The following is a 24,586-nucleotide window of genomic DNA, read 5'->3' as shown; positions in this document are numbered from 1 at the left end:
CAATCTCTTAAATTCAGGCGAAAATTTAAAGGGAATTCCAAAAGGGGGCTCCCATGTGGGAGCTCCTCTTTTTTGATTAGATCATTCGCAGTAAAGTCCTGAATTCATGATCCCTAGCCAGATTTTTGACCTTTTCGCGATCATACTGATAGACCGCATCGTCCAAAGGACATGAAATTGGTACATCACATTTTATTTCTGCTAGCTTTCTGGATAAATGAAGCATATCGACAGCGGATTCAATTTTAGCCCGTTGCCCATTCGTCAATGAAGCAACATTTTCAAGAATGCCTTCGATACTTTGATACTGTATCAATAATTTCAATGCTGTCTTCTCCCCAATTCCTTTAACCCCGGGATAGTTATCAGCTGTATCACCCATTAAAGCCTTTAAATCGATCATTTGCCTTGGTGTAATCCCTTTCCACTCAAAAAAGCTATCGGGATTATGCACCTCATAGTTACCATACCCTTTTTTTAACAATAGTACGGAAATGTTTTCATCTATTAACTGAAGCATATCTTGGTCGCCAGTCAATATACCCACTCGGCTATGCTGTGCAGATGCTTTGGCAATTGTCCCGATACAGTCATCCGCCTCATAACCAGAGAGTCCTATGTTAGGGATATCGAATGCTTCAACCGCTTTTTTCGCTAAGTCGAATTGAGGAATCATTTCGACTGGAGCTTCTGATCGATTCGCCTTGTATCCATCAAATAATTCATTTCTGAAAGTCTTGCTGCCCATATCCCAACATACCGCTACATGACTGGGTGAAAAGTGATTCACCGCCGTCAGCATATGCTTCAAAAAACCTTGAACGGCATTTGTCGGGATGCCTTTGGAGTTAATCATGAATTGACCAGTAACGGCCGTTGCATAAAAAGCTCTAAATAGAAGCGCCATTCCATCGACAAGCATAAAGGATGGATGCTGCTCATTTTCTTTCATTAACACATTATCACCTCTATCATGATGTACTTCCATTTTAACATAACTGTCCCTTTTTTTAAGGATTGTTTAATTGGAAAAAATATTATTCAATTGGATTATCATCATACGAGATCCAGTCACTGAAACTGCCAATATAAATCTTCACATCTTTAAAGCCCGCTTCTTTCAGGGCGATATAATTGGGTGAGGCCGTCACACCTGAACCGCAGTACACAATGATTTCCTTATCTTCACCGATGCTTGTGAAATTCGACTGAAGATCTTCCTTCTTTTTAAAATAGCCATTTTCCAGAACGTTCGTCCAAACCTTATTTATTGCACCAGGTATATGGCCGGCTTTTTTATCAATTGGTTCCTCGATTCCCTCGTAGCGCTTAGATTCTCGTGAATCCATTAATACGATATCGTCAGGTCTATTCAAAGTGTAATCCTTCACTTCTCGAAAAGATGCAAAAACGTGCTCATTTATATCGATATGATATTCGGTTGGCATATAATTCATTTGAATCGAGTCAATCGGATAGCCCGCATCCCTCCAGGCGCGATATCCCCCGTTCAGGACAAAGACTTTCTGATGCCCAAGGTAGCTTAGCAACCAGACAAACCTGGAAGCAAAAGAACCTTCCCCGCCATCATAAGCGATAAGTACAGTATCGTTGGTGATTCCACTTGATTCCAGTTTACCTTTAATGGTTTCCAGGTCAGGGAGAGGATGTCTTCCGCCATGCTCTTGAACCTGACCAGACAAGTCCTTTTCAAGATCGAAATAAACAGCGCCTGAAATATGGTCTTTCTTGTAATCATTATACCCTGCATCAGGAGAGCCTAGTTGAAAGCGGCAGTCACAAATCCTGATATCCCTGGAATTCAACAACGGCAACAGCTCTTCTTTATCGATTATAAAACTCATCTCATATCCCCCTATTCCAAAATGGCCCAAATTAATTCATTAAGTTCCATTTCCATGTTCTTCCCTTGATGTAGCTTAGTTATCTCATTCTTTATGGAAAGTGATTTCCCTTCTATCAGCGAAAGATTATTTTCACCTTCATCGTTGCTTATACATTCTTCCATTTGTTTTGCTTTAAATATCCGGGTCATCCTGTTTTTCATTCCTTGATCCGTTGAAACCGAATCAAGTAATTCCCATACCGATAATGGTGGCAGCGAACCCCGTTGGATGATATATTCAAGGGCTAAATACGAGCGGTATACTTGTACCCATATTTTTAGCTCTTTTCTTTCGGAACCCCTTGTTTTTGTCACTTGTTGAAGATTGTCGCTCATCATCCGATAGTAATGGTGCCCCAGTGCCTTTTTGGAATAGCAATCCGCTATCAAACCAGTCATCTTCCTATCATAATCCGGATGGGTTATCAACCTGATAGGTGACTGAAACAATTCAAATAGAGCAGGGTTACTCTTTAAGGTAAGTCGGGATGATTTAAAGAGATCCCAGCCTTCCATATCAAATAGGCCTTCTTTCACTTGAATGACCTCAACTGGCTGACTCAAGCTCAAGTATGATCGCTTATCATTATGAACATATATAAACCGAACATCGTAATCCGATTGGACCGATGATAAACCAAAAGAATGGCTGCCAGTAACAGCAGCCATCAATATGGTTATATCCTCATTCTTTTCCAGGTATCTCAAGCGTGAAATAAGGTTTTCTTTCATGAATGAACCCCGTTTCTATTTCGAATGCATTTTAGCCAATTCCGCTACAGCATTTTCATAATACGGTAAATCAACCGTTTCCTCCAATGCTGCACGTAAACCTGCAAAGATATCCGATACTTCCATCTTAAACTCTTTTTGAATCGCGAGTAGCTCTTGATCGAGGACTTCATTATACATTTCGAAAATCCGCTCACTCTGTTCTTTTGCATATATAAGGGCAGGTTCATCCAAACGCTTCTGAAGACCTTCACTCATTTTCGCTTTTTCATTCTTTTCAAAGAAAGATTTTGGATTCTTGAATAATGACAATTCCTTTTTGAATTCCCCTGTATCCAATTGGGCAAAAGCTCCAGTGAATTCAAGGGATTCCCTCTCATTGGGTTCATATGGCTGTAATGAAAGGGTTCTTCTTATTTTTTGCATCTGCTGAAGCAAACTGCCCTGTTTCTCATTCAGTAATTTATTTACGAACATTTCCGTCCTTAAAGCCGTTGCCCGCATTTCCTGGGCAAGGTCAAAGCCTAACGCATCCAATAAGTTCTTCATCGATTGCTTGAGGACAATTTTCAGATCGCCTCCATCATCTTTTAAAACAGCTGGATTGAACGATTCTTTGAAGAAATCATTAAACCGGAAGAAGACCCGTTGTTTACTATAGAAAGTCAATTCGTCTATCTCTTTTTTCAACCGTTGCTTTTCGGCATCCCCTTTAATGACTGAAAGGAGTTCTGAAATGGCCTGTGACTCATGAGAAAGTGTCTCCAGGGCTTTTCGTTTCGCTTTCTCATCCTGTCTGGAAGCTGTAATTACATCTCGTAGCAATTCTTCGGTTCTTTTTACAGCCGCTTGAGCCGATTCAATCGCAAGTCCAGTTAAATCGTTTTCTATGAAAGAATCGAATTGGCCTTGGAATTCCATGATTCCGCTATTAGGAAGGAATGAATGCTTAAACGAACCAGGCGTTTGTTTTTCCATCAACGCCCCCTTACTCGTAAGCGGGAACAGTTTTGGAAAACGGATACCGAATCCATTCAATTGATCTGTGACATAATCCATCACTTCGTCCAATTCGTCAGTCGTTTGTGCCAGGTCGACTGCATTGACGATGAAAAACATCTTATCCATAGCGAAAGAATCTTTCACACGTCCAAGCTGTATCAGGAACTCCCTGTCTGCCCGGGAAAATGGATGATTATAATAAGTCACGAATAGGATGGCGTCCGAATTCTTAATATATTCGAAAGCTGCTCCAGTATGGCGTGCATTAATCGAATCGGCCCCAGGTGTGTCAACAAGGACCATCCCCTGCTTTGTCATTTCACAGTCATAACGCAATTCGATCAGATCAACAAGACATGACTTGGACTCTTCCGCAGCAAACCGTTTAAATCCTTCAAGGTCTACCGTAACCACATTTCCTAAATCATTTTGGTACTCGGGAAGCCCTTGATGAAACGCCCTAAGAAACGATAAGTGCGTTTTACCCTTATCAACTTCCCCTGCCTTCGCAATGATTTGCCCTGCTAGTTGAAGTGCTTCATCCAGAGTTTTTGCCGATTTATCAAAAGCTGCCAATGCCAGGCTTACATCTTCCAACAGCATCGCTTCTGTCTTTAATTTGACGGTTGCCGTTCCATGTGGATGCTCAGCGTCCGAAGACATGATTTTGTTGATTGCGGCAGTTGTCGGATTTGGTGAGACAGGAAGGACGCTTTCTCCCATCAAAGCATTGGCAAAGGAAGATTTACCCGCACTGAATGCACCGAAGAGGGCAACCGTGAACGTCTGTTGTTCCAAGCGATTTGCCTTCTCTTTCAATTCTTTATAAAGCGATTGAAACCCTCTCAGAGGTTGGATCAGCCCGGCCGCCTGTTTTAAACTCGCTGCAGTCTCCATCAGCTTTTCTTTTCCGCGTAAATCAGTAGCATCAGATGAAGAAACAGTCACGGAAGGTACAGCTTCCTTGAGTTCTTTAACATGATCACTTACAGATTGTTCGTTGACAGACCTTGAATTACTTACTTTATCGGTTGTCATGATTTTGACTGTAATATTTTTTTCCTCTTCATTCCATTGAGTTAACAGCATATCGATTTCACGCTCATCGACCAATGATTCAGTTTGATGGGCAATGGCATCTAAACGTTCCGTTTGGTACTCGATTTCCGCGTTCATCGCAGCAGTAACTTTAAGAGCTTCCGCAAATTCCGAAAAACCTTCAAGTTCCTTATCGATGGAGATAGACTGCCGTTCCACAATTCCTTCCATAACGGTAACCATATCATTCAAAAATCCTTCTGATACATCACGTGCTTTCTTTTTAATGGCTGATGCTAAATCATTCGTATAGTTTAAAACGTATTCACCCGTAATATCGACTTGAGGCTTCAAAGAGTTTTTTATGTAAGATTCCGTTACCTCGATCTGAAGCACCTGAGCCTTACTTTCAAGTGTTGAATCATGGATTTCCGCTTGATTAAGCGTTTTAACCGCCAGTTCTTTAAGATGCCATTCAAGCTGGGTTTTTACCTTTTCTTGTAGATCGCTCAAGAACGCCTTAATACGTGCCTCACGTTCGGCATCCGTTTTTTTCTTGGCAAATAATAGACCCATTTTAAAGTCCGGCTGGGCCGATTCCAAGAATGATTTACCTAAGTCCCGTGTTGCCGCCGGCATGATGTATGCGCCTTTTAAAATGGTTTCCAATGCATCGGCATACTGGACCTTGATTTCCTCTATGCGTCCAGTCAATGATTTTTTTTCTTTCAATAGGCTGTCCACCTGATTCGTCAGGTGTATCCGTTCTTCATGAGGAAGTTCTGATAATACTTCGAAAGCATCGGCATGTTCCTCTTCATACTGCTCCTTCAGCCAATTAAGATGTCTTTCGACAAGAGCATTAGCCGATTGCATGATGGCATCTTTCCCATCATTTAAACCTTTGCCCGCCATTTCATATATGAATTGCTTGACCACTTCTATTTCATTTTCGGTATTGTTCAAGTCTCTTACGGATGTATAAAAAATACCATCAGGATATACATTCCAGTTCGCAAAAGCTTCAGAAACGGAAAGCTTGAAGTCTTGAAAGCCAAGCTCATTCTCATCATGCTTATCGATCATATTGATAATTAAATATGTCGGTTTTTCAGCCTCCAACAATTCTTTCGTGAATAGGAAGTTCACTTCTGATTGGACGTGATTGTAGTCCATGACATAAAAGACGACATCAGCTAGATGCAAGGCAGATTCCGTAGAAACTCTATGTGCATCGTCTGTCGAATCGATTCCTGGCGTATCCATGATCGCACATGAATCCGGCAGTGAAAAATCATTGGAACTTATCGTTATTGCCGATACAGAATCTCCATCCTTGGCAAATTTCTTGACCTCTTTAAAGTCATAAGGTGCAGGAAATAAGACTGGTGGCTGATGATGGTAAAAGACTTTGGCATAGTCTTCCCCTTTTTGTACTTTTACCGTATTTGCACTTGTTGGAATCGGACTTGAAGGCAATACTTGATCACCCAGGAAAAAGTTGATCATACTAGATTTCCCCGCTGAAAAATGCCCGCAAAAAGCGATGATGAACTCCTCTTTATTCACTTTCATAATTAACTGTTTCATTTTATCTGCATTGCCTGTATCACCTGCCGATTGAAATTTCTCATACATGGCAGTCAAAATCCCCAATTTGGACTGTTGCTTTAACGTTTCTTGAATCATGAATCCATACCCCTTAATCTATCGTCATTTTGATAATCTTATTGTAAACGATTTCGTTTATTATTCATACCGTCAGCTTTATTTTACTATATGATTCATTACAGGCCATGTTCAAAAAAAAACCACCAATTGGTGGATTCGCTCAGTTTGATCATATTATTAAAAACGCAAAAAAAAAAACCAGGATGTTTACCTGGTTGTTGGGGTGGGGTTAAAAGCAGCTCGGTTTTCCATCGGTGACTCGGTATAAGGTTTTACTGCCTTTGCCGGTTTTTGTATATTATTCAATACATGTTTCATCACAAAACCATATGTAGCGATTGTCAATAAAATGAATACCCAAACCATTACCAACACCATCCTCTTTTATATTGATTAGCTTTTAGTTTTTAGTTTTTAGTTAAAATAACTGATTGAAATCCGAATGAGAATAATTTTCATCTTCATTTAGAATCTTATCACGAACGATAATCATTTTCAATAAGTAATTAAATTTTTTTATTATTCTCCCTTAAAAACCGTAGAATATTCCGTATGTTCCTTTAATGCCTTCTCTTCCAGTGGGATTCTTACCGTCATCATCCAAACATTCAATAAACTAAAGATGATAGCAGTATAATATGCATTGAATAATAAGGAAATAACTAAAATCTCAGTTGCCACTATGATATAGTTCGGATGTTTGAAAAATTTATAAGGACCTTTAATGACCACATCGGCATCAGGAACCACTATGATTTTTGTATTCCAATGTTTTCCCAATGAACGGATTACCCAAATCCTTCCTGACTGCGCAATTAGAAAAAAGGGCAGCCAAATTGGCCAAAGTCCAGATATATCCATTTCAAGACCGACCACTTCAATAATGAGAACAATAAAAAAACTAAGATGCATCAGAACCATCCATTTGTAATGGGACTCACCGTATTCTATTGCTCCCCCAGCTTTCAACTGTTTTTCATTTTGTTTGGCGATATATAATTCAACAAGGCGCTGTATAGCGATCAAGATAATGAAAATGGCGAAGATCATCACTTCCACCTCATTAACACAAGTTCAGATGAAAACCCAGGCCCCAATGCAGCAGCCAGGCCCACCTCACCTTTATTCCCGCCCCGCTGCATGAACCTCTCCAGAACGTACAAAATAGTTGCTGAGGACATATTGCCGAATTCACGCAATACGCTCATTGACTCTGCCGTCATGCTTTCATCGAACCCGAGGGCTTCGTGATAAGCATCAATTACTTTCTTGCCTCCAGGATGAGCGATGAAATCTTTTACATCGTTTAGATCGAATCCATTTTCCATTAAGAACTCTTGAACATTCGGTTTAAGCCAATCCTTGATGATTGTAGGGATATCTTTCGAAAAAATCACGTATAACCCTTGATCTTTAACATCCCACCCCATTACATCCAATGAATCCGGCATAAGCGTCGATTGCGAATCCAAAAATTGCAAATGTCTTACTTTTTTTGAGAACCGAACACTCGGCACTTCATCACCACAAACCAAAACACAGCTTACTCCGTCGGAAAATAGGGAAGTCCCAATTAAATTGCTTTTAGAGATATCATTCCTTTGAAATGTCAGACTGCATAACTCCACGCTTAAAACAATCACCTTCGCAGTCGGGTATGCTTGGCAATATTCAAAAGCACGTGATAGGCCACTCGCTCCCCCTGCACAGCCAAGCCCCCAAATCGGAATCCTTTTAGCATGCGGGTTAAATGTAAGTTCATTCATTATCCTGGCATCAATGGTCGGGGTGGCAATCCCCGTGCTTGAGATAAAGAAGAAAGCATCTAGCTCGTTTGCCTGCAGTCCTTCTTTTAAAAATTCTTTGTTGGCTAAGCATTTTTCTATAGCTTCTTTCCCAAATTTGATTGCCTGCTGTATATATAAATCATTTCGATCGGCAAAAGAATGATCCTCTTTAAACCAATCGAGATCATTTGAAAAATATCGATTTTCCACTTGTCCATTCTTAAAGGCCTTTAGTAACCGTTCTATATTCTTAAATGATGCTCCAAATATTTCTCTCGAAAATTCCATGATTTTTTCTTGCGAAAGCAAATGTGGCAGCTTTACATGAGATGCAGATAATAAATACGGCATGATTCCACCCCTAAATATTCATGATATGGTTAATATACCCACCATGATACCAATTATGCTTTATAGCTAAATGGTGATATGTATAGGCATTTAATAATTTCCATACAATAGAAAATACAACAATACAAGTGGAGGAAAATCTGCCACGAATATCACCTTTCATGCAGATAAGGACGCTAATGGATTCCTGTACGAAAGGCTGACTTATGAGGTTCGGCTTTTGAATGTCCAAAGAGAAAGGAATAATGGAGTAAAGATCGAGGGAACCAACGGATGGGATGAGTAAAACGGTGAAATCATGTTTGAATCCTTTGCAGCAGAATTCGGCAGCATGCTTGCCGGTAATGTTACCGCCTCTTTAGACAAAGCATTGATATTACACCTCCCACGTCATTATGGGCAATGGCGAAAAAATGGCGAGGTACCTTTCACCTTAATAATCGAAATGTATACACGATATAATAAAACCCCCTTACCTATAATTTGGTAAGGGGGCGCTTTCAGTCGTCTTTCTTTACTGAAGATTGATTTTGCACTTGTATAATGATGTTTTGAAACTCCTCTTTTCCACACACACTGCACCTATACTCCTGGCTAAGTATGGTCCGGCAATGAATACAATATTTTTTCTCCATCCCTATCACTACTTTCCTGAACATATACTATCAATATATTCAAAAAGTGAAGAGAGTTTCCTTTTATCTGACAAAACTCTAAATTCATTATCAATGATATGCTTCTGCCAAAAAATGCCCAAAATCCTCTTCACCTGAGGATTTTGGGCATGTAAATGGGTGAATCTATCAAGAGTATAGAATCTATTTTAATCAGGCTACATTTTGCCCTTCAATACGGGCTTCCTTCACTTTCCCTTTTGTAGGGATGATGTTAAAGACGATATTCAAGAATATGGCTGTCAAACTTCCGGCAACAATACCGTTTTCCGTTAAGATTTGAAAGCTTTCCGGAATTTGCGCAAATAGCTCAGGAACGACGGTCACCCCTAGTCCCATCCCTACTGAACAAGCGATGATCAATAAATTTTCTTGAGAAGCAAAATCAACTTTGCTCAACATCTTAATTCCAGCGGCAATTACCATCCCGAACATCGCCACCATTGCACCGCCAAGCACGGATGAAGGGATAATTGTCGTGAATGCACCGATTTTTGGAACAAAACCTATGAAAATAAGAATGCCAGCCGTTGTGAATATGACATTTCTTGTTTTAATGCCTGACAATTGAATCAAGCCGACATTTTGTGAAAAAGCTGTATACGGAAAAGCATTGAACAAACCGCCAATCATGATGGCAAGTCCTTCAGAACGATATCCGCGAGCCAGATCGTCTTCTGAAATTTCTTTGTCCGTGATTTCACCAAGAGCATAATAAACACCAGTCGATTCCACCAAGCTGACAATCGCCACCAATGTCATTGTAATGATTGCCGTGACGTTGAATGTCGGGGTTCCAAAGTAGAAAAAATGAGGCATATGCAGCCAAGTGGCACTGGCAACCGAGCTAAAGTCCACTTTCCCAAGGAAGAAGGCTGCAAATGTTCCTACTAACAGCCCCAATAAAATAGAGATGGAGCGTACGAATCCTGATGAGAATTTATACATGAATATAATGAATAACAAAGTTCCGAATCCAAGAGCTACATTATTCAAGTCTCCGAAATCAGCAGCTCCTTGGCCTCCACCAAGGTTGTTGATGGCAACAGGAATGAGCGTAATGCCAATAATCAAAACGACCGATCCAGTGACAATGGGCGGGAAGAACCTTGCCAGTTTTCCGAAAAACTTACTAATGATAATGACGATCAATCCTGACGCCAAAATAGATCCATAAATGGAGTTGATTCCATATTGCGTACCAATTGCAATCATCGGGCTAACTGCTGTAAATGTGCAGCCCAGGACGACCGGAAGCCCAATTCCAAAGAATTTATTTTTCCATACTTGCAATAAAGTTGCTATCCCGCACATCAAAATGTCTATCGAAACTAAATAAGTTAACTGCGCTGCAGTCAATCCCAGCGCCCCACCGACTATCAATGGAATGACGACTGCACCGGCATACATGGCAAGAACATGTTGTAATCCTAATGAAGCAACTTTTAATGGTGATTGACTAGACATTAACGGCTTCTCCTTCCTTTTCCTCAGCAAACGTTATCTCCCCGAATTTCAACTCAGCAATCCGTGCAAGTGATTCCACTTGAAAACCTTGTTCCCTAAGATCCTTACCACCGCTTTGGAATGCTTTTTCAATCACGATGCCGATTCCGGCCACTTCTGCTCCAACCTGCTTACAGATTTCCACCAACCCCCGGGCTGCCTGTCCGACAGCAAGGAAGTCATCGATGATCAAAACCTTATCTCCGGCTTCAATATATTTATTGGAAACCGTAATGGTATTGGTTTCTTTTTTTGTAAAGGAATGAACGGACGCCGTTACTAAATCATTTGTTAAAGTAAGTGATTTACGTTTACGGGCAAAAATGAGCGGAACTTCCAATTCCAGCGCAGCCATCAAACCAGGTCCAATGCCAGAAGATTCAATTGTCAGCACTTTCGTTATTTCCTTTTGTTCGAAACGTTTTACGAATTCTTTACCAATTTCTTTCATTAATATAGGATCCATTTGATGATTTAAAAATGAATCTACTTTTAAAATATCTTCTGATAAAGCTTGACCCTCGGACAAAATTTTATCCTTTAAAAGTTGCATGAAGGTTCCTCCCAATCTTGGATGTTTATTGACCCATAATCTATGCAATTGTTTCCAGGCATATAAAAAAGCCCAAGAAACATTGCGGCACTTTTTTGGAGTGAAGCAATACTTCTTGGGCATGAATGAAAATGAATCAGCAAAAGCCTTCAATATGCAACAAGATCTATTACTCACCCATAGTCGAATTATTTACGGTAATCCGGTAGAAACTTGCAGGCCATATCCCTGCTATTATACGAGTGAAGCTTAATATTTTATTAATATATGAATTATAACAACGCTGACTCTATTTGAAAAGTTATTTTTGTTAAAAACCGAACTTTCAATAAAAAAAATAATTCATCATTCGTATTAATAGAATATTGTGAAATCACTAAACCTAAATGACATGGATTTACCTATAAAGAAAAAACATCGCTCCCACTTCAAATAACATTTGGATTTTGCACATGCCCTTTTATGGTTTGTACCGTTGAGTTCCTCTACAGTACTCGCTTTCGGCGGGCGGACCACCCTCGTCGCCTTTGCGCCTGCGGGGTCTCCCCTGGCGCTTTTCCCACAGGAGTCTCGCATCTTCCGTTCAACTTTGTTTTAACTTTTAGAATCCTATTGCCTATAAAGCATGATTCTATTCAGCGAAATTAACTGAAAATGATTACTTTAAATCAACTAGTGCCAGCGAACCATTAGATTCGTGAAATGAAGGCTGCCATTGACTTCTTTTCCATTTATGATTTGGTGAATGATAGGTATTCAGTTTAAACTGACCTTTGGCTAAGCTATTAATGACTCCTTAACATATAAAGAGGGCTATCGTGGGTACAAATCGCCAAAACACATCTGTGCAACATCCTCATCTTTATCACAGTGTACAAAAAGAATATCAAAAAGTGGTGACACGGCCTATCTGGCAAACATATGTGGAAGAGGCAGATCATCTGCCTCTTCATTTAGATGAAAAACTATATATGCGAAACGTAAAGAAACGATTGAGCGTGTATTCGCAGATGAAAAAGCAGTGGACTACTTTAAGGGGACTTAAAGATTGTAGATGCAGGCGATGCTTACTTTTTTCGCTGGATTACTTAAAAAAAGATGGCCAATTGGACATAGTAAGGTCCAAAAATGGCCTAACCTAGTGGGCTTGAAGAGCCCCAATCTCTTAATTTCAGGCGGAAATGTAAAGGGAATTACAAACTGAGAAGGCCTTGACATTTAATGCAAGTCCTTTGATTCATTTGATTTTATAAACTTCTTTATATTTATCTTCAAGATACTTTATTAAATACTGAACATTCAGGCCTTCCCCTGTCGTTTCTTTCAAAATCTCCAAAGGTTTTTTTGTTTTTCCATATTTATGTATCTTTTCATTAAGCCATTCCCTGATTGGCGCAATATCCCCCGCTTCCAACAGTCCATCAAAATCAGGCAAATCTTTAAGCATCGCTTGCTTGATTTGAGCTGCATACATATAGCCCAATGCATAAGAAGGGAAATAACCAAAGCTGCCATCTGCCCAGTGTACATCTTGCAACACGCCCATGGCATCATTTTCAGGAACAATCCCCAAATAATCCTTATACTTTTCATTCCAGACTTCCGGTAAATCCTTCACTTCAAGTTCTCCATTAAAAAGAGCCTTTTCCAGTTCATACCGAATCATTATATGTAGAGGATACGTCAGTTCATCTGCCTCAATACGGATGAACGATGGTTTCGATTCGTTAATGCCCCGGTAAAATTCATCCAGTGTCACGTCATTGAATTGTTCGGGGGCATATTCTTTTAATAAGGAGAATTTATTTTTCCAGAAGCTATGGTTCCGTCCAATGAAGTTTTCGAAAAATAAAGATTGTGATTCATGGATCCCCATGGATGTCCCGGAATCAAGAAGTGTTCCAATTAACTCATTGGCGATATTCTGTTCATAAATGGCATGTCCACATTCATGAATGGTACCAAAGATTGCCCCTCTAAAATCATTTTCATCGTATCGGGTCGTCACCCGGACATCTCCCCTATTTATTCTAATTTCGAAAGGGTGAACCGTTTCATCCAGCCTGCCAGCCTTGAAATCGTATCCTAGCTGTTTTAGAATTTCCAAGTTGAGTTGATGCTGTTTTTCTTTTGGAAATTCTTTATAAAGAAACTCTGTTTCAGGTCTATGTTCGCTCTTTGCAATCTGTTTTACCAAAGGAACGATCCTCGACCGAAGCTCACTGAATACGCTGTCAAGTACATCTACAGTCATGCCTGGTTCATACATATCCAAAAGGGTATTATATTTCGTCCCTTCATATCCCCAGTATTCTACAAACCTGCGGGTATACGCTACAATTTGCTCCAGATAAGGTTGAAATAAAGAAAAATCTGCTTTTTCCCTTGCCTCTTCCCATGCACTTTCAGACCGCGATTGTAAAATGACGAATTCCTTATATTCGTTTGCAGGAATTTTCTTATTCCTTTCAAAATCTTTCTTACACTCTTGCACCATTTTATTAGTCGTTTCATTAAGAGGCTCCTTCGAAAGTTCTGCAATGAAGGATTCCATTTCTTTACTTGTGGTCATATTAAACACTTCGGAGGAAAGCACCCCGATAACTTCGGAACGCTGCTCAACTCCCTTTTTCGGTGCACCTGTGCGCAAATCCCAAAAAATTAACGCGAGTGCTTCATTATACGCCGAGATTTTCTTTACATATTCTTTGAACTCTTTTTCTACCAGATCGATACCCTTTTTAACCATAATCACTGCTCCTTCCAACTACACTTTACCATATTATACAAAAATCATTCCTATCAGAACCACTCCGATTAATAAATTAAAATAAAAAAGAACCAAGGGGCACCTTGGCTCTTTTTTGGATAGACTTGAGTTAAAGCGTAACAGGAAGAATGGATATAATCTTCTCTTTCACCTGCTCCGAAAGATCCTTATCAATCAAAATCTGGACTGTCCCCGAATCATTGCTCGTCCTGATCAAACGCCCTATTCCCTGGCGCAAGCGAAGGAGCATGTATGGAAGATCCACTTCTTCAAATGCGTCGGTAACCGAGTTGCGTTTGGCCTCGAAAACTGGATCGCGCGGCGGGAATGGCAGGGAGTGTATCACAACATTTTGTAATGATGGCCCTGGAACATCAAGCCCTTCCCATAAATGATAGGAGAAAAGAACAGATTGCTCATTCTCTTGGAACTTCTTAACCAGCTCGCTGATTTCCGCTTCCCCTTCAAAATAAAATGGATAAGAAGATATTGGGCAGTTTTCCTTGAACCAATGCAATTCTTCTTTTGACTGGAACAACACGAGTGTTCGACCTTCATTTTCCTCAATTGTCTTCATCGTATATTGAAGTTTAGCCAATTGATCTCCGTTTTCGAAGGCAGGCATGTTCATTTTCATGACTTCATCGTAATCAAACGGTGATTCAACCGAGAAGCTGTCATACTTTTCTATCCCTAAACTATCGGCAATGTATTGGAAGGATTTATTATCCGATAATGTTGCCGATGAAAAAATGTAAGGGATTTTTTTAGAGAATACCTGTTCAGACAAAATATCCTGTACGAGCCTTGGCATGATGACCAATGTTTTGGTCATTTCATTTTCTTCAAACCAGGAAACGGCCTGTTCATCCTTTACAAATAGAGAAAGGGAGTAGCCCAGCTGCTCTAAATATTCTTCCGTCACTTTTAAATCATAATCATTGATCGTGTACATTTCCGCTTCAAAAACCAGGTTCTCTTCTAACTCCTCAACCTTTTTGTGAAGCTTATGGGCAAAGCTTGTAATTTCTTTGGACATTGGGATTTCATAACGATTAGATCCGCTGACATGTATCGCTTTTTCATCCAACAAATCAAAAAATTCTTCATTGATATCAATTAAATCCTCAATGATGTATAAGGTTTCTTCACGAACCTGATTGGCTGTAAGCAATTCTAAAACCGAGGCAAGGGTTTGTTCCCCAACTTTATAAGTTAAAGCCTTTTGAGCGGCAAATTCCAATAAGTGACCTTCATCAAAGACAACGCAGCTATGATCTGGCAGCAATGGCAACTGTCCTTCACGCTTACGCTTTTCCTTAGTCCATACATGCTCCATGAAGAAGTCATGTGAACAAATGATCAAATCACTTGATTTTCGATAGTGGTCCCGTGATAGGGTTTGCCCGCATCGATGGCGTTTATCACAAGTGAAACAGTTTTGGAGTTGGTCCCAGCCAACTTTAGACCAGTCTTCATCATTTAAATATGGGTACTGTTTACGGTCCCCATATGCTGTATAGGCGTTCATGGATGAATTATCATGGACAAACTTGGGAAGTTCATCATATAGCTGATCTATTCCCTCTGAATCTTCATGATTCACTGCGTATTCCAACTTCTTTAGACATACATATTGATCGTGATATTTGGCAAGCCGAACATCCACTTCAATACCTAAAGCATTCTTGATTTTTTAGATGTCGCCTTCCTCTTTGACAAGTTGTTCAATCAACGTTTCATCTGCACACGAAATAATGGCCGGTTTATTCGTATATCTCGCATAACAAATCGCATATAGTAAATAGACCAATGTCTTACCGGTCCCTACCCCTGCTTCAGCAAAACTTACATTCTTTTCCTTAAAGGCTTTTTCTAACTGAAATGCCATGAATATTTGTTCGTCACGCAGCTCAAATCCTTTTTCGGGAAGAATATCGTAAAAGACATCACCGATCCATTCTGAAAGCTTATCGTAAAAAGAATCTTCCTTTGTTACCGAAAAAGGCAGTGTTTTAAGCATCCTGGTCTCCCCTTTTATCTATCATCAGTGTATAGAATCCGAATCATTATAATCTTAGGCAAAAGTATATTATCCTTTATTTCACATTAATAGTCAAGATATTTACCAACCATTAGAAAATGAAACGTATTATGTATGTTTTTTCTATGTATGCTGCCTCGTTGCCCCATTCGTAAAATAAAAGACAGGCTCCAAAAGAGAGCCTGTCTGTAAATAATATAGGGTTGAATTAAGCTTTGTTTACGTTTGATGCTTGTGGTCCACGTTGACCTTGTTCTACATCAAATGTAACGTCTTGGCCTTCTTCAAGAGTTTTGAAACCTTCGCCTTGGATAGCTGAGAAATGTACGAATACATCGTCTCCACCTTCACGTTCGATGAATCCAAAACCTTTTTCTGCGTTAAACCATTTTACTTTACCTTGTTCCATTTTTGTTGCCTCCTAGTGTGTTCTCCACACATTATATTACTATCCTTGCTCAAAAGAATATTAAGGTATTCCTTAAATTTGAACAAAAATAATTCATTATTAGAATAACAGAAAAGGAAATGATAAGCAAGACTGGAACCTATTATGAATAAATCGTCCTGACTATCAGAATCCTCCGTTATATTCTACCTACTTATTCACCTTGAGGCTGTCTTGGCGGCCTTTTCCCCCAATATTGATAAAGGTCAGCACGGATGAAACCATTGAACAATTTCCTTTTTTTCGTTGCAGGCTTACCATAATGCTGTTCGAAGTCAGGGTTGGAGGTAATCATGTATACTGACCATGTATCAAGCTTCTTGAAGGCTTGGCCCATTTCCCTATACATCTGCTCAACCGCTTTTTTCTCACCAAGACGTTCTCCATAAGGCGGGTTCCCGACAATGACACCATACTCTTTCCTGGTCGAGATATCCCTCACCTGCATTTGTTTGAATTCGATCAGATCACCAAGACCGGCTTCAAAACTATTAGCTTTAGCTATATCGACCATTCGATGGTCAATATCACAACCGGATATGTCCAAGTACTGATCATAATCGGCTAAATCTTCAGCCTCGATCCGTGCTTCATCCCAAACCTTGCTGTCCATCCATGACCAAGTTTCAGATACGAATTCCCTATTAAACCCAGGTGCTATGTTCTGACCAATTAAGGCCGCCTCGATGGGAATCGTTCCAGATCCACAAAATGGATCTATGAAAGGTTTATCCGCTTTCCAATTGGTCAGCATGATTAACGCAGCCGCCAATGTTTCTTTAAGAGGCGCCTCTCCCTGCCCGGTTCGATATCCCCGTTTATGCAGACCTGCACCCGAAGTGTCTATGGTAAGTGTCACAACATCTTTTAAAATAGATACTTCAATTTTAAACAAAGGACCAGTCTCGGCAAACCAAGACACTTGCTTGTATTTACTTTTCAATCTATCAACAATTGCCTTTTTGACAATCGCCTGACAATCAGAGACACTGTATAGTTTTGACTTAACGGATTTTCCACTCACGGGGAATTCGACATCGGCCGATAAGTAATCCTCCCAATTCAATGCCTTTGTTTTTTCAAACAACTCATCAAATGAATATGCTTTAAATTCCGCGACTTTAATTTTCACCCTATCGGCAGTGCGCAGCCATAAATTAGAGCGGGCAATGGCGGATTGATCACCTTTATACGTGATTTTACCATTTTCGACTTGACAATCGTAACCAAGATCCCGAACCTCCTTGGCAACAATTGATTCCAATCCCATTGCTGATGTTGCGATAATATCGAATTGTTTCATTTATTCTGCACCTTCTTTCCATTAATCCAAATCAATGGCACCTTTTCATGAATTTCTTCATTTATGTATTTTAGAAGCAGGCATTGATTTTTTACATGTAAACCTTATTTAAAAGGTCTACCGCCTTTTATCTTGTCGCTAGAATTCTTCATTGTTGGCCAAGCTTCTATCATGATCATATAGCTGGAACAATTATGGATTACCGTGAGACTTTACCTTATTATCACTGCACCTTAAGATACTCGCTGCAATTATATGATTGAATTCATCCAAACCAATTATGTATGGTTCCCATCCATTATCCACCTTCATTTTTATGGCAAACAGAAGATAGGGAACCTTTATAAATAGGATACCCAGAATCAAAGAAATGCTTAACATTCCAACACTATTTTTAAAAACGTTTCCGAAGACTTCATTCAAGCTATTTTCTATCCGCTGAACACTTTTCGAAGGGTATGAAAAACTTGCCAAGTTCTAAGTTTAACACAGCGGAGTTTCAGAAAACGAAAAATAAATGGAAATGCCCAATCTTTTTATATAAGGCCAATCTCCATAAACAAAAACTCTCCTTTTAAAAGGAGAGTTGTGCTTTTGGTGTAATATGATAACGTTTTGTAAGCCATGTTTTGTTCCTCAGTACTGCAAGCGACTCGCGTCTCGTACTTCGGCGGTAATCATCTATCTACAGAAGCAAGTGCTCCTGTCCTTCTCCTCGTTCATTTCCAAGGAAGAAAGCGCCCCTACCATTAATTTGGGTTTCTCGCTCGTGGGGTTTACCTCGTTCCACCCTTTACATTTCTGTAAAGGCTACGTCACTGTGGCACTTTTATAGGTATTCATGCCATATCCAAAAGGACTTAGGCATTTTCCCAGCCGTCAGCAATCCAAGATTGCTGCCCAAGCTTATTTTTTCGCCAGGCACGAACACTACGGACATCGCAGTCCGTGCGAGCATGGACTTTCCTCTACTGCATAAATGCAGCAGCAATTACCCAAACGTTAACATAACATAATTGATTATACTCCATTATTCACGAAAACACAATACCAAAATAATTTTCATTTTTACAATGCAAAACCTCAATCAAAAAGCTTGTTACCAAAAACGTGCTTTTCCAAGTTGGATAACCGTTTAAGGATGTCAAAGTTAGTGGTTCCCGGGGTAGCACTTGGAGCAGGTTGATTTGGACGTTTTGTACTCTCGTCGGCTTGTTTTTTCAATTTAAGATTTTCTTGTTTAAGATCTTCAATTTCCTGATGGAACACTTCATAATCTTTAATGATCAGATCCAGGAATTGATCCACATCTTCAGGTTTATACCCGCGCATGGCTGTTTTAAAATCTTTTTCAAGAATATCTTTAGCCGTTAATTTTATCTTATCGGATAGCATAAGACTTCACCTCAATACTTTCGCCAATACAATCGACTTTTTTATTATTTTTTCAAATCTGCTTGGGTTTGTCAACGAAACACCTTTTTGTATCTTACTGTTTCAGTGAACGGTATGTAATCCCATTAAAACTGTATCTAAATTTCATAATAATATGATTATGCTTTAGAAACAACTTTTAATCCATAATTATTTTCTCTCATTCTTCGGACCAGCTCGCTTCTTCCGCAGCCGATTGCAAATCATCAAAGTTTATCTGAAAGATGGGGTATGGCTGTGTTTCAGCTTTTTTCATCGCTTCGAAATAAGGATATCTGGCTGATCCTTCTTTTTCGGCTTCGAAAATGATGAGCATGGCATCACTTTTATGGACCATATACCTATTTTTGATTTTAAGCTGTTCGGGCCCTTCATATGGTTTGTTGAAAATGGATTCAACAAAATCGGCACGGGCCAATATGGATTGGTAAAACTCTTGGTTCGTTTCATTCCATGATTCTTCCTGTTTCAGGAAAGGAGTAAGCACCCCTAATTTTAGCTGATGAAATTCTTCCTGTAATTCGAAAACCACTTCGGCACCCCATAGTTCCGTACCCAACTGACCTGAGATGATCACCCATTCCAGCCCATCTTCCACCAATGGCAGGAGACGCTGTTTCATCGCTTTCTTTATATATTTTACGGCTTCATGGTCATTTTTAAATATCCCGAATTCAAAAGCTTTGTAGCCGGTCATATACAAAACCTTCATTGCATAGTCAATCTCCCTTTTAACATGATTATGTAAGAAAATAAGGGCTTAATAAGCCCTTATTTTTTAGTATCCAAAATGCCTAGGCGGACAGCATGGGTTTTGCGGCGGCCTTCCACAAATCAAGTGTTGATTATAGCACTCGTTCACAACGGATTGAGTATGCGGGAAATAATGCTTAAATGTGTTCACATGTTTATTGACATTTGTAGTATGTGATGGATGAACGACAGGAATCACTGTGTTCGATACATTCGTATTGACAAATTGCTGTGTCGGAGAGACTTGCGCTGGGGCAACTTGAGATGGAGATGTTTGTGTTGGACCATATTGCGCTGGAGACACTGCCGATGGACTATAGGCTCCCATTACGTTGGACTTTTTACCAGTTGACGCTCCCATTACGTTGTTCTGTTTACCGGTTGATGCGCCCATTACTCCAGGTGCGTTCCCGTATGCTCCCATCACATTGTTGGATGCGCCCATTACATTGTTGTATGCACCCATTACGTTGGGGTTATTTCCTCCACTATTACGAAAATACATTTATAATACGTCCCCTTTCATCATGATAAGTTTAGTCTTACCATTATAGACTATGAAAAAAAGGGGATACGTGTACTGATGAAATGACCTAATTATACAGAATAAGTATAAAACGATGTATGGCTGTCGATAAGTACACTATTATATGAATGCTATCTCTTCAAATATAGAGGTTAATTTTCTACAAAAAGGAATAGAGACTGTCTTTTAATGAAGTAAATAAAACTATCGTTAAACAAAGGACAACAAAAAATAGAAATAAAGTCGTTTTATACATTTCTCCGCTCCGCTTTCACCTTAATTTTATTTGATGTAAAGGTATGAAATGAACGCTTGGAATTTCACCCTCAACTCTTTCCATTTTACACACAATAGTTGAAGGCTACAATAATTGTATACATATTTTTTATTTTCATCCTTTTGCACTAAAAGACCATTCTCATTCCTTTATTTTATACAGAAATATCCTTTGAACCTTCTTTCTTTTCGAGCCGCCGAATCCTCTTTTCCAATTCCAATTGTTTTTTTTCCTGAGTGATCCCTTCTCTTACCATCTCTTGATGGGCGATTATTGAACATTTTAGAGCATGGCCGACTTCCTTAAATTGATGTTCGTATAATTTTGCACATTCAATCTGTGCCTTTATCCTTATTTGCACATTCCCTTTTAAGGCAACTTCCTTCCAAATCTCCAAAGCTTCATTGAATTGTTTTAGCTTCTTTTTCTGGAAAGCTAAGGCATGACCAGCCATTATTCGATCTTCCTCACTTCCCGATTCCAATATTTTTTGATATGTCTCAACTGACTCCTCTTTTTTCCCCAAATAATCGAGCCATCGTGCAATCTCCATGGACTCTTCCGTATATCCATCGATTTGGAGGATTTTTCGAGACAAATGAATATACAATGTGATCAGTGATAAGATATCCCATTCATTATGCTTCATGATCCCAAACAGAATTTCCGGATTCTTCCTCTCAACAAAATCAAAATAAATCATCGGCGCCAAATATCCAGGAATATCATCCTCTCTATGTACACCTAGAATATCTGTTTCGACCGCAGATAATTTCACTCGCTCCAATTTGTTTCTCCAAAGGCGCCTTGAAGCATGATACAAATCGAAATGTCCGAACTCCGGTAGTTTTGGTACATGTTCTTTTATTAAGGTATGTCTTGTTTTCAGCTGAGGCCAATCAAAGGATTTACCATTATATGTGACAAGGGTTTCGTAATTGATGTTTTCCAGAAAGCTTTGATAAAGCGGGATTTCACTTCCTGGCTGCGGAAGGATATGTTGCTTCACGACAACTTCTTCACCTTCTAAATAGGCATAGCCAAGTAAAAAAATGGTATTGCCCGCTCCGCCTCCAAGCCCTGTCGTTTCCGTATCGAAGAAAAACAGATCTTCACTTTTAACGCCCTTGGCGGAGAGTGGATGCTCCAATGAAGCTTGATTCCACTCTTTTACGACCTTTTTCAACTCGGAAAATGCATATAAGCCGTGTTTGTGATTTATAGGGTAGCGGACTTCCCTAATGAAACAATAGTCACCATCGAAATGAAAGGAAACGGTATCGTTCTCCAGCCACTTTTCAAAGTAAGGAATTTCTTCATTCTCTTTCTGGTCGATTACTTCTATAGGAGAAGTATGTTTCTCTAGGTTCATATGGGTTTTCATACGGTTTAGTTTATTTTTTAAAGACATGAAATTACGCCTCTTTTCACGGATCCCTGTAATCTATTAATGTTTTTGCTTACAAAATTGACCTAATAATTGTTTGGCATCACTCTTGGCTGTTTTCGTTGCGGATTCCGTTCCGATACAGGAGGGACAGCCGCTTTCACAAGTGCAATTCTCGATCATTGATATTGTTTCCATCAGGATGACTTCTGAGTTTTCATATACTTTATCACTTAACCCTATGCCACCTGGATAACTATCATAGATGAAAATGGTCGGTTTTTCATTATGCGCTGCCTTAACCTGCGGATACACATGGATATCATGCGGATCGCACATAACATATAGCGGAATCATGTAATTTAGAGCATGGGAGGCTCCTATCATTCCTTGTTCTATTCGATTTTCGTCCCAATTGAATATATCAGAATCCATGGAAAGCATGGCCGAACTCGTATGCAGCTCCATCTCCGGAAGACTGATTGGTCCTGAACCAATATTTTCATGAGTTTCGAATTTGATTTTCTTGAAGATCGTAGGCATTGCCCGGATTGCGACATCACCAAAAGCAGCTGCTGTGGAAGCGAAAGTTCGCTGTTTATCGACTTCCAATACAGACAACTGGACAGCAAGGTTAGCATCCGTATAATAGTCCACATTTACTTCTCGTACATAAGCTTTCTTTTCATCCCAATCAAGTTCTTCCACCTGAAATTGAATTCCCTGGTGCAAATAAATGGCTTCATCGTGGAGAAGGGTCATTGCACTGAACGTATCCATTTCCCCGATGACCCGATTAACCGGTGCATTCGTTTGGTCGATGATCACGACATTTTCCTGTGCCGCTGAACGCAGGCTGATATTGCTTGCGGGAAAAGCATCATTCATCCAATGCCATTTGTCCCCATTCAAGTGTAAGACCCTTTCTTCTGTAAGGAATTCAAGAACGTCCATAATCTCTGTTTCCCCAAAGGTGTCGCCTTTTTTAAATGGCAGCTCATATGCTGCACATTTTACATGATCAACCAGGATCAAAAGATTATCCGGATTGATTCTTGCCGTTTCTGGATTTCTGGTAAAGAAATAGTCGGGATGCTGTACGATATATTGATCAAGGGCACTGGAACTGCCAACCATGATGATCAATGCTTCACCATGCCTTCTTCCCGCACGTCCCGCCTGTTGCCAGGCACTCGAAATGGATCCCGGGTAACCAGTCATTATGCAAACCTGAAGCTGGCCGATATCGACACCCAACTCAAGTGCATTTGTGGATACCACTCCATAAATGGAACCATCCCTAAGGCCTTGTTCAATCTCCCTACGCTGTGTTGGCAGATATCCGCCGCGATAGCCCCTGATTGATTTTGGCCCCAATTGCTTTGACACAAGTTCCTGTAAATATGTCAATAGAATTTCCACACGAACCCTGCTTCGCGCAAAAACGATGGTTTGAATTTTATTTTTCAAAAATTCATTTGCAAGCTTCCTGACTTCCAAAACCGCACTCCTGCGTATGTTCAGCGGTTTATTGACTATTGGGGGATTGTAAAACACAAAATGTTTTTTCCCACTCGGGGCTCCGTTATTATCGATAAGGACCATTTGTTTTTCCGTAAGCTCTTCTGCCAACTCTTTTGGGTTATTGATCGTAGCGGAAGTACAGATGAATACAGGGTCGCTTCCATAAAAATTGCAAATCCTCTTTAACCTTCTAATGACGTTGGCTGTATGACTTCCGAAAACGCCGCGGTAAATATGAAGTTCATCGATGACCACATACTTCAAGTTTTCAAATAAAGAGACCCATTTCGTATGATGGGGCAGGATTCCTGAATGGAGCATATCAGGATTGGTGATCACGATATGTCCGGCCTGGCGGATTTTTTGCCTGATATTTGAAGGTGTGTCCCCGTCGTATGTATAACTATTTATTTCAGCATCCATTTCATGGATCATTTCATTCAATTCGCTTTTTTGATCATAGCTCAGTGCTTTTGTCGGAAAAATATAAAGCGCCCTGGTTTTTTCATCTTCCAGTATTTTTTGAAGGACCGGCAAATTATAGCATAATGTTTTACCAGAAGCAGTAGGTGTGACCGCTACAAGGCTATTGCCGCTGACAGCAGTATCAAATGCAGTAGCCTGATGGGTATACAACCCATTTATCCCCCGTATTTCAAGAGCATGCTTGATCTTATCATTCATTGCTTCGGGAAAAGGAACATGTTTTGCCTCTTTTGCTTCAATGACTTGCCAATGTACTATATTATCTTTAAAATCTTCATTTGTTTTTAGATCCTTGATGACTTCCAGTAAATTTTTTCGCAGTTTCATTTAACCACCTCATACTCCTATTCTACCGAATGAACGTTCTATGCAAAAGGGAAACTATTTCCTATTCAAAAAAAAAGCTAGAAACGT

The 24,586-nt window shown here is 39.8% G+C and carries 17 protein-coding genes, 1 other RNA gene, 2 pseudogenes and 1 riboswitch; of the genes and pseudogenes, 1 reads left to right on the top strand and 19 read right to left on the bottom strand.

Annotated elements, in window-relative coordinates:
- Window positions 1-76: 76 nt before the first annotated feature.
- The 9 genes from J7I96_RS23665 to J7I96_RS23625 form a co-directional block, all read right to left on the bottom strand.
- On the bottom strand, window positions 77-952 hold the full coding sequence (locus J7I96_RS23665) for a 5'-3' exonuclease (protein ID WP_053535539.1): 876 nt from the start codon (window positions 950-952) through the stop codon (window positions 77-79).
- Between the two features lie 85 nt (window positions 953-1,037).
- The gene (locus J7I96_RS23660; RefSeq protein WP_214771956.1) at window positions 1,038-1,865 is read right to left on the bottom strand and encodes a sulfurtransferase; all 828 of its coding nucleotides are present in this window, start codon (window positions 1,863-1,865) and stop codon (window positions 1,038-1,040) included.
- Window positions 1,866-1,876: 11 nt separating this feature from the next.
- The gene (locus J7I96_RS23655) at window positions 1,877-2,638 is read right to left on the bottom strand and encodes a nucleotidyltransferase domain-containing protein (protein ID WP_214771957.1); all 762 of its coding nucleotides are present in this window, start codon (window positions 2,636-2,638) and stop codon (window positions 1,877-1,879) included.
- A 15-nt stretch (window positions 2,639-2,653) separates the two neighbouring features.
- Window positions 2,654-6,367 (bottom strand): dynamin family protein, encoded by a 3,714-nt coding sequence (locus J7I96_RS23650; protein ID WP_214771958.1) that lies wholly within the window; start codon window positions 6,365-6,367, stop codon window positions 2,654-2,656.
- Between the two features lie 189 nt (window positions 6,368-6,556).
- The gene (locus J7I96_RS23645; RefSeq protein ID WP_202315735.1) at window positions 6,557-6,721 is read right to left on the bottom strand and encodes a hypothetical protein; all 165 of its coding nucleotides are present in this window, start codon (window positions 6,719-6,721) and stop codon (window positions 6,557-6,559) included.
- Between the two features lie 147 nt (window positions 6,722-6,868).
- Window positions 6,869-7,399, bottom strand: coding sequence for an isoprenylcysteine carboxyl methyltransferase family protein (locus J7I96_RS23640; RefSeq protein ID WP_214771959.1), 531 nt, complete (start codon window positions 7,397-7,399; stop codon window positions 6,869-6,871).
- On the bottom strand, window positions 7,399-8,487 hold the full coding sequence (locus J7I96_RS23635) for a type III polyketide synthase (RefSeq protein WP_214771961.1): 1,089 nt from the start codon (window positions 8,485-8,487) through the stop codon (window positions 7,399-7,401). Before J7I96_RS23635 ends, J7I96_RS23640 begins: the two co-directional genes overlap by 1 nt.
- 827 nt (window positions 8,488-9,314) lie before the next feature.
- Window positions 9,315-10,628: a nucleobase:cation symporter-2 family protein gene (locus J7I96_RS23630; protein WP_214771963.1), complete on the bottom strand. Its 1,314-nt coding sequence runs from the start codon at window positions 10,626-10,628 to the stop codon at window positions 9,315-9,317.
- Window positions 10,621-11,220, bottom strand: a complete 600-nt coding sequence (locus tag J7I96_RS23625) for a xanthine phosphoribosyltransferase (RefSeq protein WP_096337561.1) — start codon at window positions 11,218-11,220, stop codon at window positions 10,621-10,623. The genes J7I96_RS23630 and J7I96_RS23625 overlap by 8 nt, the downstream gene beginning before the upstream one ends.
- A gap of 160 nt (window positions 11,221-11,380) precedes the next feature.
- Window positions 11,381-11,482, bottom strand: a riboswitch (purine riboswitch).
- Between the two features lie 537 nt (window positions 11,483-12,019).
- Between J7I96_RS23625 and J7I96_RS28165 the strand changes: the two are divergent.
- Window positions 12,020-12,331, top strand: a pseudogene (locus tag J7I96_RS28165) (transposase); the annotation flags it as partial.
- 126 nt (window positions 12,332-12,457) lie between these two features.
- Here the strand turns inward: J7I96_RS28165 and J7I96_RS23620 are convergent.
- From J7I96_RS23620 to J7I96_RS23575, 10 genes and pseudogenes are all read right to left on the bottom strand, one after another.
- Entirely contained in the window at window positions 12,458-13,969 is a 1,512-nt protein-coding gene (locus J7I96_RS23620; protein ID WP_214771965.1) for a carboxypeptidase M32, read from the bottom strand.
- Window positions 13,970-14,099: 130 nt separating this feature from the next.
- Window positions 14,100-16,013 (bottom strand): annotated as a pseudogene (locus tag J7I96_RS23615) (ATP-dependent DNA helicase).
- 229 nt (window positions 16,014-16,242) lie between these two features.
- A complete protein-coding gene (locus tag J7I96_RS23610) occupies window positions 16,243-16,443 on the bottom strand; it encodes a cold-shock protein (RefSeq protein WP_034307871.1) in 201 nt (66 codons plus the stop codon).
- A 193-nt stretch (window positions 16,444-16,636) separates the two neighbouring features.
- Complete coding sequence (locus J7I96_RS23605; protein WP_214771970.1) at window positions 16,637-17,785, bottom strand: THUMP domain-containing class I SAM-dependent RNA methyltransferase; 1,149 nt, start codon at window positions 17,783-17,785, stop codon at window positions 16,637-16,639.
- Between the two features lie 613 nt (window positions 17,786-18,398).
- Window positions 18,399-18,788, bottom strand: an RNA gene (rnpB, locus tag J7I96_RS23600) — RNase P RNA component class B.
- Between the two features lie 80 nt (window positions 18,789-18,868).
- Window positions 18,869-19,180 (bottom strand): cell division regulator GpsB, encoded by a 312-nt coding sequence (gene gpsB, locus J7I96_RS23595; RefSeq protein WP_034307876.1) that lies wholly within the window; start codon window positions 19,178-19,180, stop codon window positions 18,869-18,871.
- A 199-nt stretch (window positions 19,181-19,379) separates the two neighbouring features.
- Window positions 19,380-19,931 carry an SLOG family protein gene (locus J7I96_RS23590; RefSeq protein WP_214771974.1) on the bottom strand — a complete coding sequence of 184 codons (552 nt, stop codon included), beginning with the start codon at window positions 19,929-19,931 and terminating at the stop codon, window positions 19,380-19,382.
- A 66-nt stretch (window positions 19,932-19,997) separates the two neighbouring features.
- Window positions 19,998-20,477 carry a CotD family spore coat protein gene (locus J7I96_RS28160; RefSeq protein ID WP_238141512.1) on the bottom strand — a complete coding sequence of 160 codons (480 nt, stop codon included), beginning with the start codon at window positions 20,475-20,477 and terminating at the stop codon, window positions 19,998-20,000.
- Window positions 20,478-20,929: 452 nt separating this feature from the next.
- Complete coding sequence (locus J7I96_RS23580) at window positions 20,930-22,186, bottom strand: ribonuclease H-like domain-containing protein (RefSeq protein WP_214771976.1); 1,257 nt, start codon at window positions 22,184-22,186, stop codon at window positions 20,930-20,932.
- Between the two features lie 36 nt (window positions 22,187-22,222).
- Complete coding sequence (locus tag J7I96_RS23575) at window positions 22,223-24,499, bottom strand: DEAD/DEAH box helicase (protein ID WP_214771978.1); 2,277 nt, start codon at window positions 24,497-24,499, stop codon at window positions 22,223-22,225.
- Between the last annotated feature and the right edge of the window lie 87 nt (window positions 24,500-24,586).

It is taken from the genome of Bacillus sp. ISL-78 (genome assembly GCF_018613455.1).
GTDB classification, from domain to species: domain Bacteria; phylum Bacillota; class Bacilli; order Bacillales; family DSM-1321; genus Peribacillus; species Peribacillus frigoritolerans.
The sequence above is the reverse complement of the archived record's forward strand: the minus strand, read 5'-3'. Positions and strand labels throughout refer to the sequence as shown.

Bases quoted from the DNA above. Each gene is read 5' to 3' on its own strand.
- J7I96_RS28160 (WP_238141512.1), bottom strand. From the start codon at position 20,477: ATGTATTTTCGTAATAGTGGAGGAAATAACCCCAACGTAATGGGTGCA.
- J7I96_RS23655 (WP_214771957.1), bottom strand. From the start codon at position 2,638: ATGAAAGAAAACCTTATTTCACGCTTGAGATACCTGGAAAAGAATGAG.
- J7I96_RS23575 (WP_214771978.1), bottom strand. From the start codon at position 24,499: ATGAAACTGCGAAAAAATTTACTGGAAGTCATCAAGGATCTAAAAACA.
- J7I96_RS23660 (WP_214771956.1), bottom strand. From the start codon at position 1,865: ATGAGTTTTATAATCGATAAAGAAGAGCTGTTGCCGTTGTTGAATTCC.
- J7I96_RS23630 (WP_214771963.1), bottom strand. From the start codon at position 10,628: ATGTCTAGTCAATCACCATTAAAAGTTGCTTCATTAGGATTACAACAT.
- J7I96_RS23625 (WP_096337561.1), bottom strand. From the start codon at position 11,220: ATGCAACTTTTAAAGGATAAAATTTTGTCCGAGGGTCAAGCTTTATCA.
- J7I96_RS23640 (WP_214771959.1), bottom strand. From the start codon at position 7,399: ATGATCTTCGCCATTTTCATTATCTTGATCGCTATACAGCGCCTTGTT.
- J7I96_RS23635 (WP_214771961.1), bottom strand. From the start codon at position 8,487: ATGCCGTATTTATTATCTGCATCTCATGTAAAGCTGCCACATTTGCTT.
- J7I96_RS23665 (WP_053535539.1), bottom strand. From the start codon at position 952: ATGAAAGAAAATGAGCAGCATCCATCCTTTATGCTTGTCGATGGAATG.
- J7I96_RS23605 (WP_214771970.1), bottom strand. From the start codon at position 17,785: ATGAAACAATTCGATATTATCGCAACATCAGCAATGGGATTGGAATCA.
- J7I96_RS23590 (WP_214771974.1), bottom strand. From the start codon at position 19,931: ATGAAGGTTTTGTATATGACCGGCTACAAAGCTTTTGAATTCGGGATA.
- gpsB (WP_034307876.1), bottom strand. From the start codon at position 19,180: ATGCTATCCGATAAGATAAAATTAACGGCTAAAGATATTCTTGAAAAA.
- J7I96_RS23610 (WP_034307871.1), bottom strand. From the start codon at position 16,443: ATGGAACAAGGTAAAGTAAAATGGTTTAACGCAGAAAAAGGTTTTGGA.
- J7I96_RS23580 (WP_214771976.1), bottom strand. From the start codon at position 22,186: ATGTCTTTAAAAAATAAACTAAACCGTATGAAAACCCATATGAACCTA.
- J7I96_RS23620 (WP_214771965.1), bottom strand. From the start codon at position 13,969: ATGGTTAAAAAGGGTATCGATCTGGTAGAAAAAGAGTTCAAAGAATAT.
- J7I96_RS23650 (WP_214771958.1), bottom strand. From the start codon at position 6,367: ATGATTCAAGAAACGTTAAAGCAACAGTCCAAATTGGGGATTTTGACT.